Raw genomic sequence first — 13700 nt, forward strand, 5'->3', positions numbered from 1 at the left:
GGGCTTGCCCGCGCCGCAGGGAAGGCCCTGCGGAGCTTCGCTTGCGGGCCACTGGCTCGCGCAAAGGACCTCGCTTATGAATGACATGCTGAGCTTCTGGGAACCGTGGCTGCGGCCATCGGCCGGGTTGGCCACGGTGCAATGGTCCCTGCTGCTGGCCGTGGCCACCATGGTGGGTTACGCCTGCCAGCGCCATGCGGCCCTGCCCAAGGTGGTCGGCTATTCGCTGGTCGGCGGCATTGCCGGGCTGATCGGCTTTGGCGCCAATACCGCCTGGCCGCTGCAGGGCACGGGATTGTTCCTGCTGGAGCTGGGCGTGGCCATCGTGCTGTTCGAATGCGGCGGGCGCATCACGCTGCGCTGGTTCCGCCACAACCCCATGGTGCTGGTGCAAAGCGTGGCCGAATCCGCGTTGACCTATGTGCTGGTCTCCCTGGTGCTGGGCTGGCTGGGCGTGGCCCCCGAAGTGGCCGGGCCGCTGGCCCTGGTGGCCATGGCGGCCTCGCCCCTGGTGCTGACGCGCGTGGTGGCCGACATGCGTGCCGCAGGCGCCGTGACCGATCGCGGCCTGGTGCTGGCCACCCTGTCCACGCTGTATGCGCTGGCCCTGGGCAGCGCCAAGGCGGGCATGCTGACGCAGCCCAAGGCGGGCTTCGTGGCCTCGATCATGCCGGTGCTGGTGGTGCTGGGCGTCTCGGTGGCCGTGGCCCTGGTGCTGGCCGTGCTGATGCGCCTGGCGCTGCGCTTCATGAGCCCGGCCAGCGAGAACACCTCCATCCTCTTTCTCACGCTGATCTCGGCCAGCGTGCCCGTGGCCTCGTACCTGGGCGGCTCGGCGCCGCTGGCGGCGCTGCTGGGCGGCATCCTGCTCAAGCAGTTCAACCCGCGCCCCTGGGCCTGGCCGCGCCAGCTGGGCACGGCGGCCTCGCTGCTGACCATGCTGATGTTCGTGCTGGTCTCCACCGTGGCCGCGCAGGCCGACTGGAGCGCGCCGGTGGCCGGCGTGGTGGGCGCCGTGATCCTGGCACGCCTGGTCGCCAAGACCATGGGCGTGGCCGTGGGCAATGTGGGCACGGGCGCCAACTGGCGCCAGGCCTTCTGGGTGGGCTGCGCCATGGCGCCCATGTCGTCGGTGGCGCTTTTGATCGCCTCGCAGTTCGTGGCCGCCGCGCCCGAGCTGGGCGCGCAGATCGCAGGCGTGGCCCTGCCCACCATTTTGGTGATGGAGGTGCTGGGCGCCGCCCTGGCCACCGTGGCCATCTACCGCTCCGGCGAAAGCTCCCGTCCCTGGAAGCCGCTGAGCCGCACGAATACCGCAGGAGATGAACGTGAGTCTTGAAGCCTTCAACTCGTCCGAACCGCTGACCCTGGGCGTGGAGCTGGAACTGCAGCTGGTCAACACCCACGACTACGACCTGGCCCCCTACGCCGAGGACATGCTGCGCCTCATGCTCAAGAACCCGCTGCCCGGCAGCGTGGTGCCCGAGATGACGAACAGCATGATCGAGATCTCCACCAGCGTCTGCCATTCGGCCTCGGAGGTGCTGGGCCAGCTCAGCCAGATCCGCGATGCGCTGGTCAAAAGCGCCGACAAGCTCAACATCGCCGTGGTGGGTGGCGGCACCCACCCCTTCCAGCAGTGGCATGAGCGGCGCATCTACGACAAGCCGCGCTTCCAGGAGCTGTCGCAGCTGTACGGCTACCTGTCCAAGCAGTTCACCATCTTCGGCCAGCACGTGCACATCGGCTGCCCCGACGCCGACGCGGCGCTGCTGATGCTGCACCGCATGTCGCGCTACATCCCGCACTTCATTGCGCTGTCGGCCTCCAGCCCCTACGTGCAGGGCCACGACACGGCCTTCGACTCGGCGCGGCTGAACTCGGTATTCGCCTTTCCGCTGTCGGGCCGCGCGCCCTGCGTGCTGCACTGGAGCGAGTTCGAGCAGTACTTCGACAAGATGACGCGCACGGGCGTGGTCAAGAGCATGAAGGACTTCTACTGGGACATCCGGCCCAAGCCCGAGTTCGGCACCATCGAGATCCGCGTGTTCGACACGCCGCTGACCATCGAGCGCGCAGCCGCCCTGTCCGGCTACGTGCAGGCGCTGGCTGCCTGGTTCATGGACACCCAGCCCTTCACGCCCGTGGAGGACGACTACCTGGTCTACACCTACAACCGCTTCCAGGCCTGCCGCTTCGGCCTGGAGGCCGTGTACGTGGACCCGGCCACGGGCGAGCACATGCCGCTGGCCGACCACATCCTCAAGACCATGGATGCCGTGGCCGACTACGCGGCCCGCCATGGCGCCGCGCCCGCCCTGCACCTGCTGCGCAGCGACGTGGCCGCCGGCAGCAACGATGCCCGCTGGCTGCGCGAACGCCAGCGCAGCGAGCAGCTGCTGGCCGAGGTCTCGCGCCAGGCGGCCATGCGCTTTCGCGGCCAGGCCGTCTGAGGCCTGCGTTCAGCGCAGGCTCAAGGCAGCACCGCCGCCGCACGCGCGGCGGTGATCTGCGCGTCGGCGTCGCGCTGCAGCAGCAGGCGCTGGCGCACCAGGTCCTGGGCCGCGGCCGTGACGGCGCTCACGTAGCCGGCCTGATCAACATACAGCTCCTCCAGTGAAGGCCGTCCGTCACCGGCCGCCAGCCGCGCCGCGCGCGTCTTGTGGAAGGGGATGAAGCTGCCCGTGAGGTTGGACAGGTCCACGATGCCCGGCGTGGCCACGTAGTTGAACTCCATGCTGGTGCCCAGCGGTGCCCGCGCCTCCACGCTGCGGATGCCGGCGCGCGTGAGGCCGGTGGCCGCATCGACCTGGGGCACGAGGATGGCGTAGTCCTTGCCCGTGGCGCGCGGCGGCTGCAGCGTGGCGATGCCGCTTTCGTCCTGCGGCACGTACTGCGGGCCGAAGTCGAGCAGCGCAAAGCCGTTGTGGCGCGCCAGGTAGCGGAACTCGGGGATGGCGGTCTGCACGCCGCCCACGCTCCAGCTCAGGCCCTTCATGGCGGGAAAGACCAGCTTGTCGGGCCGCACCAGGGTGCCGTCGGCCAGCTTGGGCACCTGGCTGGCCGGCGGCTCGGTGCCGCGCACCACCCAGTCCTCCAGCGCGACGAACAGCGCGCGGAACGTGTCGTTGAAGTGCACCACGGTGCCGGCCGGATAGACATTGCGCGTGGGCGCATAGCCGATGCTGGCCGTGCCGCCTGCGCCGCCATGCTGGGTGCTGGCGTAGTAGTAGATGCGCGCATTGGCGGGCTGGGCGATGTCGCGCAGGCCATTGGCATCGGTCAGCACGGGCGAGCCCTGCAGCTGCCAGAACTCCGTGCCCGACAGGCCCAGGAAGAACTTGGGGCAGGTGTTGCTGGCTTCGCAGCGCTTCATCACTCCGCCCTGGCGGCCGCTGACCTCGTCGCTGTAGTCCTTGTCCAGGCCGCGCGGCGCGGTCTGTCCGAAGGCCGTGTGGTCGGTGCGCAGGCCGCCCCCGCCGCCGGGCACGGCAAAGCGCGTGTTGATGTTGGTCTGGCGCGCGGCCACGTGGGCATACATGCCGTCGAAGACCTTGCCGCCATCAAGCGCCTGGTTGAAGCCCAGGTGCAGGAAGGTCTTCATGGCATTGCCCGACTGCGAGGTGCCCTGGCCGATGGTGTGCGTGATGCGCCCGGCCAGCGGGTTGGCCTTGCCGTCGGCGTCGGCCGCCTTGGCGCGGAAGAAGCTCACCGTGTCGCGCAGCGCGGCCAGGCCCACGCCCATGACCTTGGGGTCCTTGGCCACGTAGACCAGCTCATAGAGGTACTGCGGATCGAACCCGCCCTTCAGGCAGACGCTGGTGGCCGCAGGCGTGCCGGGGAAGGGATTGGCAGCGGCATCGCAGCTGGCGAACTTCCAGTCGCCCGCAGGCACGGTCTGGCGCGCATCGGTTTCGTTGATGCGGCGCGTGAGCGAGTAGCCGGCCTGGGTGTTGTCCAGGCTGGCGGGCTCGTAGGGGATCATGGTCCCGTTGAACACGCCGCCGGGCAGGGTCATGGAGGGCACGGCGGCGGCCGGGACCAGCTCGGTGCGGTAGCTCCCCGTGATGCTGCTGCCGTCCTTGTTGCGGGCCACGGGCACGGTGACCGTCAGGCGCGCTGGCGTGGACTTGGGCACATCGCCCTGCCAGGCCGAATACAGCAGCACGTAGCCGCGCTCCAGGTAGACCGCATCGCCGGGCGTGGCCGTGGGGTTGGGCATGGTCAGGATGTTGCCGCGATTGGGCGCGTCATAGCGCAGCACGCCGCTGGCCTTGGACATGTCCTTGGGCTTGAGCATGACGAAGTCGGTGCTGTACTCGACCATGCCGCGCGCATTGACGGGCGCCAGCGCCAGGTCCTGGATCACGGCGTTCTTCGGGTCGGCCGGGTCCAGCTCGCCGCGCAGCACGCCGGTCACTTTCTCATAGGCGCCAACACTGCCGTAGCTGCCGGCAAAGTCCTCGGTGGCGCTGATGCTCAGCTGCATGCGAGGCGCCTGCGAGCCGGCGGGCGAGTCACTGCCGCCGCAGGCGGTCAGCAGGCCGGATGCGGCCAGGGCAAGGGCCAGTGGATGGGTGGATCTGATGTGCATGTTGTCTCCTTGGGGTCATGGCACAGGCAAGGCTCCGCCCTGGCCGCCGTGCATTGCGGCGGCCTAGGACGGTTCGGAAAAAAAGGGAACGGGAGAGCGGGGAGCGGCCTACTCGGGCTGGATGCCGGCGGCCTTGATCACCTGGCCCCACTTCTGGGTCTCGCCCGCCTGGAAGGCGGCCAGCTCCTGGGGCGTTGCGGTCCAGCTCTCGGAGCCGGACATCTCGAAGAAGGACTTGGCGCCCGCGCTGTGCACGGCGTCGGACAGCAGGCGGTTCAGACGGGCCACCACGGCCTCGGGCGTGCCAGCGGGCGCGTAGGCCGCGAACCAGTAGCCCATGTCATAGCCCTTGACGCCGGCTTCCTCCAGCGTGGGCACCTCGGGCAGCTGCGGGCTGCGTTTGGTGGTGGAGTAGCCCAGGGCGCGCAGCTTGCCCGACTTGACCTGGGGCACGCCGGTGGAGGTGTCGGTGATCATCAGATCAATCTGGCCGCCCAGCAGGTCGGTTATGGCCAGCGGATTGCTCTTGTAGGGCACGTGCATCAGATCCACGCCGGCCAGCTGCTTGAGCATTTCACCGGCCACGCGGCTGGAGGAGCTGCCGCTGCCGAACGACAGCTTGCCCGGCTGCTTCTTCGCCGCCGCCAGCAGATCGCCCACGTTCTTGTACGGCGCATCGGCGCGCACCACCAGCACCTGGCCGCCCTTGCCCAGCCCGGCCACGGGCGCGAAGTCCTTGACCGCGTCATAGGGCAGCTTCTTGTACAGATGCTGGTTGGCCGCATGCGTGGTGTTGGTGGTGATCAGCACCGTGTAGCCATCGGCCGCCGAGCGCGCCACCTGCTGGGCCGCGATCATGCCGCTGGCGCCGCCCTTGTTCTCGACCACCACGGCCTGCTTGGTCGCCGTGGTCACGGCCTGGCCCAGCGCCCGTGCCAGCTGGTCGGTGGCGCTGCCGGCCGCAAACGGCACGACGAAGGTGATGGGCTTGGACGGATAGTCCTGCGCCAGGGCCGGTGCTGCAGCGGCTGCCAGCGCGCAGGCGGCCAGCACGAGCGCATGGCGGCGGGGAAGGTTCTGCGAAAAGTTCATGTCTGTCTCCTTTGTTGTGATGAATGTGTGACGGGCAGGTCCTGCCGGCTACTCTGGCGCCAGGTGGGGCAGCAGCGAAGCCGGTATGTGGACCTGCATCTGCAGCAGCCAGTACGACAGCGCCTTGCCGTGGCTGTCGAGGTTGAGCGCGTCGTTGACGCCGCCGTCCAGCACCGCGTCCAGCACCCAGTTCATGGCCTGCAGGCGCTGCAGCACGAAGCGCTGCACGCGCGCCGGGCGCCGGGCGGCGAAGTGCGCGGCCACGCGCTCTTCGGTGATCTGCTCCACCAGCACGGGCCAGCAGGCGGCATTCCAGGCGATGAGGCTGATGTTGGAGCGGTTGCCCTTGTCCCCCGTGCGCCCGTGCGCCAGGCGGTACAACGGCACGGTGACGGGCATCGTGGTCTGCAGTGTGTTCATGCGGCGTGCTCCCCGGCTTCTTTCCCGGCCTCTTTCTCGACCCCTTTGTCGATCTCTTCCTCGGCCCACTTCCACCCGGTGGCTACGCTCTGCTGCGCCAGCAGGCAGGACACCGTGCCCAGCCGCGCGCGCAGCGCCGTGCGCACGCCGCCGCCGCCGGCCGGCCCGCAGGTGTACAGCGCATTGACCTCGCGCGGCAGGCGCTGCGCCTGGGCCTGCGTGGGGCGCAGCCAGGCGGCGCGCAGGCGCACGTCCTGGGGGGCGGCTGCGCTGGCCGGCTGCGCGTCGCGCCAGCGGCCGGCGTCGTCGCCCAGCACGCTGGCCACGCCGATCCAGTCCAGGCGCAGGTCGCCTGCGGCCTCGCCGCCCAGGCGCTCGCGCAGCACCTCGCCGGCCAGCCGGGCGCGCTCCAGGGCGCGCGGGCCGGCATAGGAGATCTCGCCCTCGGCCAGCCAGCCCGAGGCATGGCAGACATTGACCTTGTAGTGGCCGTTGTGCGCATGGCCGCGCACGCCGCTCAGGCGCACGGCGTCAGGCCCCACCTGGTGCACCTCGGCCTCGGACAGGTCGGCCACCACGTCGGGCGTCAGGTAGGCGGCCGGGTCGTGCACCTCGTACAGCAGCTGTTCCTTGACCGTGCGTTCGCTGACCAGGCCGCCCGTGCCTTCGGGCTTGGTGATGGTGCAGTCGCCCGAGGGCTCGATGATGGCAATGGGATAGCCCAGCCGCGCCAGGCCCTGCACGTCCTTGAAGCCCGGGTCGGCGAAGTAGCCGCCCGTGACCTGGGCGCCGCATTCCAGCAGGTGGCCGGCCATGGTGGCGCGCGCCAGGCGGTCCCAGTCGTCCCAGGCCCAGCCGAAATGCGCCATGGCCGGCCCCAGGGTCAGCGAGGGGTCGGACACACGGCCGGCCACCACGATCTCGGCGCCGGCCTGCAGGGCCTCGGCAATCGCGCGCGCGCCGATGTAGGCGTTGGCACTGACCAGCGAATCCTCGGGAAACTCCGCGCCCAGCGCGGCCCGCAGCGCCCCGCGGTACGCCGGGCCGCTGACGTCGTCGCCATGCACCACGGCGATGCGCGGCACGCGCAGGCCCAGGCGCTGCGCCAACCGCTGGATGCAGCGCGCCGCGCCTTCGGGATTCGCCGCACCGAAGTTGCTGACGATGCGTATGCCATGCGCCAGGCAGTCGGCCAGCACGGGCTCCAGCAGGTCCTCCAGCAGGGGTTCGTAGCCCGCGTCGGGCTGCTCGCGGCGCGCGAGCTGGGCCAGCGCCAGCGTGCGCTCGGCCAGGGTCTCGAAGATCAGGCAGGCGCTCTGGCCGCTGGCCGCCAGGGCGCGCACCACGGGCGCGGCGGCATCGGTGCGGTCGCCCGAGAAGCCGGCTGCGCAGCCCACCCACAGCGGGGGCTTGTCCGGGGCAAAGAAGGTTTCCAGATGGTCCATGCAGGCCAATGTAGGCAAGGGCTGCTAATCTGTGAAATCGATTATTCGGATCAACTCATCCAAAAAACAGATGAATATCTCCTCCCGCCAGCTCGATGCCTTCATCGCCCTGGCCCAGCTCAGCAGCTTCACCCTGGCCGCGCAGCGCTGCCATCTGTCGCAGCCGGCCTTCAGCGCCCTGATCAAGGGGCTGGAAGACGGCGTGGGCGTGCGCCTGTTCGACCGCAGCACGCGCCACGTGGCGCTGACGCAGGAGGGGGCGCAGTTTCTCGATGCCGCGCAGCGCATACGCGCCGACCTGGGCGATGCCGTGCACGGCCTGCGCGAGGCGGCGGCGCTGCAGCGCGGGCGCGTGTCCATCGCCCTGCTGCCTTCGCTGGCGGCGGCCTGGCTGCCGCCCGTGCTGGCGCTGTTCCATGCGCGCCATCCGGGCATACAGCTGCAGGTGTCGGACCTGCTGTCCGAGTCCTGCATCGCCCAGGTGGCCTCGGGCCAGGCTGACCTGGCGCTGGCCGCCATCCGCGCCGACACCGAGGAGCTGCAGGCCGAATGGTTCTGCGCCGACCGTCTGCACCTGGTCTGCCGCGCCGACCATGCGCTGGCGGCCCTGCCCGCGCCGACCATGGCCGACCTGCGGGACCAGCCCTTCATCCAGCTCGCCCGCCACAGCAGCGTGCGCCAGTACCTGGAATCGCAGGAGCAGGCCCCGCCCCTCAACACCTTGCTGGAAGTGGAGCACCTGGCCACCGTGATGGGCATGGTGCGCGCGGGCCTGGGCATCAGCGTGGTGCCGGCCCTGGCGCTGTTCCACTTCGTGCAGCCTGGCCTGGTGACGCGCCCGCTGGCCGATGCCGACCGCCGGCGCGACCTGTACCTGGTGCGCAGGCGCCAGCGCAGCCTGTCGCCGGCCGCCCAGGCCTTCCACGCGCTGGCGCTGGAGCATCGGCCCGGTGTGGGCGAGACCACCTGATACGGGGCAGCACGAACCTCGCAGCACAATAGCCCGATCGCCAAACGCATCCGAAAGCCGCCACCGTGGGTGAATTCGACCTGATCCGCCGCTTCTTCCAGCGCCCCGTGCGCCGCGCCGCCCTGGGCGTGGGCGATGACTGCGCCCTGCTCGCCCCGGCGCCGGGCATGCAGCTGGCCGTCTCCAGCGACATGCTGGTCGAGGGCCGGCATTTCTTCGCCGACGTGGACCCGCGCCTGCTGGGCCACAAATCCCTGGCCGTGAACCTGTCCGACCTGGCGGCCTGCGGCGCACGCCCGCTGGCCTTCACCCTGGCCCTGTCCCTGCCGCGTGCCGATGCGGCCTGGACCGAGGCCTTCGCAGGCGGCCTGCTGGCCCTGGCCGACGCCCACGGCTGCGAACTGGTCGGCGGCGACACCACCCAGGGGCCCTTGAACATCTGCATCACCGTCTTCGGCGAAGTGCCGCCCGGCCAGGCCCTGCTGCGCAGCGGCGCGCGCGCGGGCGACGACATCTGGGTCAGCGGCAGCCTGGGCGATGCCCGCCTGGCGCTGGAAGCCCTGCTGAGCCACACCACCCTGCCACCCGGCACGCTGGCCGCCGCGCGCCAGCGCCTGGAAGCGCCCACGCCGCGCGTGGCCCTGGGCCAGGCGCTGCGCGGCATTGCCAGCAGCGCGCTGGATGTGAGCGACGGCCTGCTGGGCGACCTGGGCCACATCCTCGAGCAATCCCGCGTGGGCGCCAGCCTGGATACGCGCCTGGTCACGCCCCTGCTCGATGCCGGCCGGCACACGCCCCTGGCCATCGACCTGCTGCACCAGTGCACCCTGTCCGGCGGCGACGACTACGAGCTGTGCTTCACGGCCCCGGCCGACCGGCGCGATGCCGTGCAGGCCGCAGGCCGCGACAGCGCCACGCGCGTGACGCGCATAGGCTGCATCGAGGAGCAGCCCGGCCTGCGGCTGATCGGCCCGGACGGAGCGGCCATGGCGCCCCGGTGGACCTCATTCGACCACTTCGCTGCGGCCTGACGCCGCGCCAAACCACTTTCATCCGAGAAGGACTGCCCATGGTTCAACGCTCCGCCCTGCCCGCCCTCTCTGCCCTGGCCGCCGCCTGCTTCCTGCTGGCAGGCACCCCGGTCCAGGCCCAGGCACAAGCCCAGGAAGCCACCATCGCCCGCGCCCCCATCGCACGCGTCACCCTGTATGCGGGCGTGGCCTCGGTGGAGCGCACGGCGCGCATCACGGCCGCCACGCGCCAGCTGGTGTTCGAGTGCCTGCCCGGCTCCATCGACCCGCAGAGCCTGCAGGTCAGCGCCGATGCCGGCGTGCGCCTGGGCGACTACAAGCTGCAGTCGCAGCCGCGCGAACTGGCCTCCAAGGCCTGCGCCAGCCCGCTGGAGCAGCAGATCCGCACGCTGGAAGACCAGCTGGCCGCGCTGGAGGCCGACGAGTCCGCCGCCAAGCTCGTGGGCGACTACCTGCAAGGCCTGGCCAAGCCCGGCGATGACGCCAAAGCCCCCGCCCTGCCCGCCGCCAGCCAGCTGGGCGCCGCCACCGAGGCGCTGCGCAGCACCAGCCGCGGCAACACGCTGCGCGCCCACCAGATCCTGCGGCAAAAGCAGGCGCTGCAGGAGCAGCTCAGGCCGCTGCAGCTCGAACGCGACCGTACGGGCGCCGGCAACGCCCAGGTGATGAAGGTCACCGTGCAACTGGCCAGCCCGGCCGATGCCAATGTGCAGCTCACCTACCAAGTGCGCGGCCCGAGCTGGCAGCCCACCTACCGCGCCCAGCTGGACCCGGCCAAGGGCACGGTGGCCATCGAACGCCTGGCCCTGGTGGCCCAGAACAGCGGTGAGGACTGGAGCCAGGTGCAGCTGCTGCTGTCCACGGGCCAGCCTTCGCGCAGCACGCAGGCGCGCCTGCCCAATCCCTGGACGCTGGATGTGGAACGGCCCCGCCCCGTGGCCGCCATGGCCCCTCCGCCAGCGCCTGCCCCGGCGGCCCCTGCGATGATGCTGGAGCGCACCCGCAAGCCCGGGGCGGCCAGCGAGGCCGCCGAACTGCCGGTGCTCGATGTCGCCAGCCTCAACACCGCCTACGCCACGCAGTTCTCCGTGCCCTACCGCATCAGCGTGCCCTCCAGCAGCGAGCGCGTGACCCTGGCCCTGGGCGCGCAGAACCTGCCGGCCACCTTGCTCACGCGCACGGCGCCCGCCGTGGAAGAGGCCGCCTACCTGGTGGCCCAGCTGGCCGTGCCGGCCGGTGTGTGGCCCGCAGGCCCCGTGGCCCTGTTCCGCGACGGCGCCTTCGCCGGCCAGGGCCGGCTGGACTTCGGCAACGCCGCCGCGCTGGCCCAGGGCCTGTCCTTCGGCCGCGATGACAAGGTGGTGGTGCGCAACCTGCCCGTGGACTCGGCCACGGGCAGCGGCGGCCTGCTCAGCAGCAGCACCGAACGCCAGGTCACGCGGCGCTTCCAGGTGGACAACCGCCATGACCGCGCCATCGAGCTGCAGGTGGTGGACGCCGCACCCGTCTCGCGCAATGACCAGATCCGCGTGCAGTCCCAATACAACCCGCAGCCGGCCACCACGCGCTGGAACGACCGCAACGGCATGATCGCCTGGCAGCAGCCGCTGGCCGCTGGCGCCAGCGCCAGCTTCGAGGCCCGCCACCAGATCCGCCATCCGCAGGATCTGGCGGTCGAAGAGCGTCAGTGAAGCACCAGGGCCGCGCTTATGATCTCGCCCCATGAGTGACGCGCCGCTGCGGCCGGAGGTTTCCGGCGATCCTGCTACCCCCACCTTTGCCTCTGCGGCGCGCCCACCGGAAGGCCCGCCGCAGGGCGGCATGGCACGCCCCACGCTGGAATTCATGATGTCCCACCCGGCGCACTTCATCGCCATGGGGCTGGGCTCGGGGCTGGGGCGCATCGCGCCGGGCACCGTGGGCACGCTGTGGGCCTGGCTGTCCTTCCTGCTGCTGCAGCACTGGTTCACGCCCCAGCAGATCGGCCTGCTGATCGCGGGCAGCATTCCCCTGGGCTGGTGGGCCTGCACGGTCACGGCGCGCCACATGCGCGTGGCCGACCCGGGCAACCTGGTCTGGGACGAGATCGTGGCCTTCTGGCTGGTGCTGTGGCTGGTCATGCCCGCGGGCTTCTGGGGCCAGCTCATCGCCTTTGCGCTGTTCCGCTTCTTCGACGCCGCCAAGCCCCAGCCCGTCAAATGGGCCGACCGGTGCTTCAAGGGCTTCGGCTGGCGCGGCGGCTGGGGGATCATGTTCGATGACCTGGTGGCAGCCTTCTGCACGCTGCTGGTCATCGCGCTATGGCGCCATTTCATCGGCTGAAGGAACGGGCATGAACGCATCCAACGAACTCGTCGAAACCCTGGCAGGCCTGCTGCTGCAGCGCGGCTGGATGCTGGCCACGGCCGAGAGCTGCACGGGCGGCATGATCGCTGCGGCCTGCACGGACCGCGCCGGCTCCAGCGAATGGTTCGAGCGCGGGCTTGTCAGCTACTCCAACGCGGCCAAGCACGACCTGCTGGGCGTGCCCGAGGCGCTGATCGCCGAGCACGGCGCCGTGAGCGAGCCCGTGGCGCGCGCCATGGCCGAAGGCGCCATCGCCCACTCACGCGCGCAGTGCAGCGTGGCCGTGACAGGCGTGGCCGGGCCGGGCGGCGGCAGCGCCGCCAAGCCCGTGGGCACGGTCTGGTTCGGCTGGAGCGTGTACGGCACCACGCACAGTGAATGCCTGCGCTTTGACGGCGACCGCGCCGCCGTGCGCCAGGCCACCATGGTCCATGCCCTGCAGCGCCTCAATGCGCTGATCAGCGCAAGGCTTTTATGAGCCGGTGCGCGATCTCCTGCAGCGGTGCAGGCAGGGCGCGGTAGCTTTCCAGCAGGCGCTGCTCGTCCACGGGCAGCGGCGCGTTGTCGTCTTCCAGGCCGGCCGTCAGCTCCAGCGCCGTGGTCTGCAGCGCCAGGGCCACGCGGGCCAGGGTGTCGTTCTTGAGGGTGCGGATGGCCCCCGATTCGATCTGCGACACGGCCGAGGCCGTGATGCCCGCCGCCTCGGCCAGCCGGCCCTGGGTCATGCCCAGTTCGGCGCGGCGGGCGCGTATGCGTTCACCGATATGTCTCATGGCCCGTGCATCCAAAGCCTGTGGCGCGGGCGCTCAGGCGCCGTGGCACTTCTTGAACTTCTTGCCGCTGCCGCAGGGGCAGGGGTCGTTGCGGCCCGGCTGCTCGCCCTTGACGATGGTTTCCTGGCGCGGGCCCATGCTCTTCCAGATCTGGCGCAGGTCGTACAGCGCCCAGATGGCCTCGCCGAACTGCTCCACGCGCTCCTGGCTGGTGCTGGCGGGGCCGTCCTCGTCGTACATGCAGACTTCGGGCTTGCCGGTGTCGTCCTCGGTCAGGGCCACGACGGCGTTGAGCGCCTCGTTGAGCCAGCCGGCGGCTTCCTTGTCGCGCGGGGCAGCCCATTCCTCGGCCCAGTTCTCGACCACGAACATGAAGCCCAGCGCCCAGATCTGGCCGAACGAGGGAATCTCGCCGTCATCGGGACGCTCTTCCTCGGGCAGCGACAGGATGGCGCCGCGCATGTCCATGGCCTCGGGCTGGAAGGTGCGGTCGTCTTCCAGCGTCTTCACGTCGGCGTCCAGCTGGGTGCGGATCTCGTCCATGCGCAGGCCCACCAGCTCCAGAAAGCGCGCCTGCTGCGCCGCGTCCTTGAACACTTCCATCAGCGGCAGCGGCTGGCCCTCGGCCACCTCCAGCGTGCCGCCGTCGCCCAGCAGCATGGGCAGCCACTCGGCGGCCGGCACCTCGCGGCGCGTGCAGATCAGCGCCGTCAGGAAACCGTCGCAGAACTCCCACTGCGGAATCTCGTCGCCGCGCGTGCGCAGCTCGTCGAGCAGATCGTCGAGTTCCTCCAGCGCCTCGGGCGTCAGGGCAGGCTCGTCGGGCAGGGCGGTGGCTTCGTGGGCGTCGTTGGACATGGCGGAAATCTCTAGGGAAAACAGGGGGAAGGAACCAGCCACGGCCAGCCCCTCGAATGAATGGCCCGCAGTGTAGCCGCGCCGCCATGTCCGTGGCGCCCGGTCGGAACTTGCCCCCGAAAGCCCAGCCGCCCCGATCGCCCGTGACCCCTGAGACGGGCGCGGCCCAAA

The 13700-nt window shown here is 70.6% G+C and carries 13 protein-coding genes; 7 read left to right on the forward strand and 6 right to left on the reverse strand.

Features of this window, described 5'->3' with window-relative positions:
- Positions 1 to 76 precede the first annotated feature (76 nt).
- Positions 77 to 1339 carry a cation:proton antiporter gene (locus tag INR38_RS16415; protein ID WP_043820084.1) on the forward strand — a complete coding sequence of 421 codons (1263 nt, stop codon included), beginning with the start codon at positions 77 to 79 and terminating at the stop codon, positions 1337 to 1339.
- Positions 1329 to 2453 carry a YbdK family carboxylate-amine ligase gene (locus INR38_RS16420; RefSeq protein ID WP_013804717.1) on the forward strand — a complete coding sequence of 375 codons (1125 nt, stop codon included), beginning with the start codon at positions 1329 to 1331 and terminating at the stop codon, positions 2451 to 2453. Before INR38_RS16415 ends, INR38_RS16420 begins: the two co-directional genes overlap by 11 nt.
- Before the next feature lie 20 nt (positions 2454 to 2473).
- Here the strand turns inward: INR38_RS16420 and INR38_RS16425 are convergent, their stop codons facing one another.
- The 4 genes from INR38_RS16425 to INR38_RS16440 all read right to left on the reverse strand — a co-directional run bounded on the left by INR38_RS16425 (position 2474) and on the right by INR38_RS16440 (position 7551).
- Positions 2474 to 4594: an alpha/beta hydrolase domain-containing protein gene (locus INR38_RS16425; protein ID WP_207442990.1), complete on the reverse strand. Its 2121-nt coding sequence runs from the start codon at positions 4592 to 4594 to the stop codon at positions 2474 to 2476.
- A gap of 108 nt (positions 4595 to 4702) precedes the next feature.
- Positions 4703 to 5686, reverse strand: coding sequence for a tripartite tricarboxylate transporter substrate binding protein (locus INR38_RS16430; RefSeq protein ID WP_207442989.1), 984 nt, complete (start codon positions 5684 to 5686; stop codon positions 4703 to 4705).
- A gap of 48 nt (positions 5687 to 5734) precedes the next feature.
- Positions 5735 to 6106, reverse strand: coding sequence for a hypothetical protein (locus tag INR38_RS16435; RefSeq protein ID WP_016450609.1), 372 nt, complete (start codon positions 6104 to 6106; stop codon positions 5735 to 5737).
- Entirely contained in the window at positions 6103 to 7551 is a 1449-nt protein-coding gene (locus INR38_RS16440; RefSeq protein ID WP_199960469.1) for an acyclic terpene utilization AtuA family protein, read from the reverse strand. The genes INR38_RS16435 and INR38_RS16440 overlap by 4 nt, the downstream gene beginning before the upstream one ends.
- 70 nt (positions 7552 to 7621) lie before the next feature.
- On the opposite strand from INR38_RS16440, the gene INR38_RS16445 reads away from it, so the two are divergent.
- The 5 genes from INR38_RS16445 (at position 7622) to INR38_RS16465 (ending at position 12376) form a co-directional block, all read left to right on the forward strand.
- A complete protein-coding gene (locus tag INR38_RS16445) occupies positions 7622 to 8521 on the forward strand; it encodes a LysR family transcriptional regulator (protein WP_192368944.1) in 900 nt (299 codons plus the stop codon).
- Positions 8522 to 8586: 65 nt separating this feature from the next.
- Positions 8587 to 9552: a thiamine-phosphate kinase gene (thiL, locus tag INR38_RS16450; RefSeq protein ID WP_207442988.1), complete on the forward strand. Its 966-nt coding sequence runs from the start codon at positions 8587 to 8589 to the stop codon at positions 9550 to 9552.
- A 38-nt stretch (positions 9553 to 9590) separates the two neighbouring features.
- Positions 9591 to 11243: a DUF4139 domain-containing protein gene (locus tag INR38_RS16455; protein ID WP_207442987.1), complete on the forward strand. Its 1653-nt coding sequence runs from the start codon at positions 9591 to 9593 to the stop codon at positions 11241 to 11243.
- 130 nt (positions 11244 to 11373) lie between these two features.
- Entirely contained in the window at positions 11374 to 11874 is a 501-nt protein-coding gene (locus INR38_RS16460; RefSeq protein WP_207442986.1) for a phosphatidylglycerophosphatase A, read from the forward strand.
- A 10-nt stretch (positions 11875 to 11884) separates the two neighbouring features.
- Positions 11885 to 12376 carry a CinA family protein gene (locus tag INR38_RS16465; RefSeq protein ID WP_207442985.1) on the forward strand — a complete coding sequence of 164 codons (492 nt, stop codon included), beginning with the start codon at positions 11885 to 11887 and terminating at the stop codon, positions 12374 to 12376.
- Here INR38_RS16465 and INR38_RS16470 read toward each other — a convergent pair.
- Complete coding sequence (locus INR38_RS16470; RefSeq protein WP_012202639.1) at positions 12357 to 12671, reverse strand: helix-turn-helix domain-containing protein; 315 nt, start codon at positions 12669 to 12671, stop codon at positions 12357 to 12359. The genes INR38_RS16465 and INR38_RS16470 overlap by 20 nt on opposite strands.
- 33 nt (positions 12672 to 12704) lie before the next feature.
- Positions 12705 to 13529 (reverse strand): UPF0149 family protein, encoded by an 825-nt coding sequence (locus INR38_RS16475; RefSeq protein WP_065348080.1) that lies wholly within the window; start codon positions 13527 to 13529, stop codon positions 12705 to 12707.
- Positions 13530 to 13700 lie beyond the last annotated feature (171 nt).

The organism is Delftia sp. SD018, assembly GCF_017355445.1.
Lineage (GTDB): Bacteria > Pseudomonadota > Gammaproteobacteria > Burkholderiales > Burkholderiaceae_C > Comamonas > Comamonas acidovorans.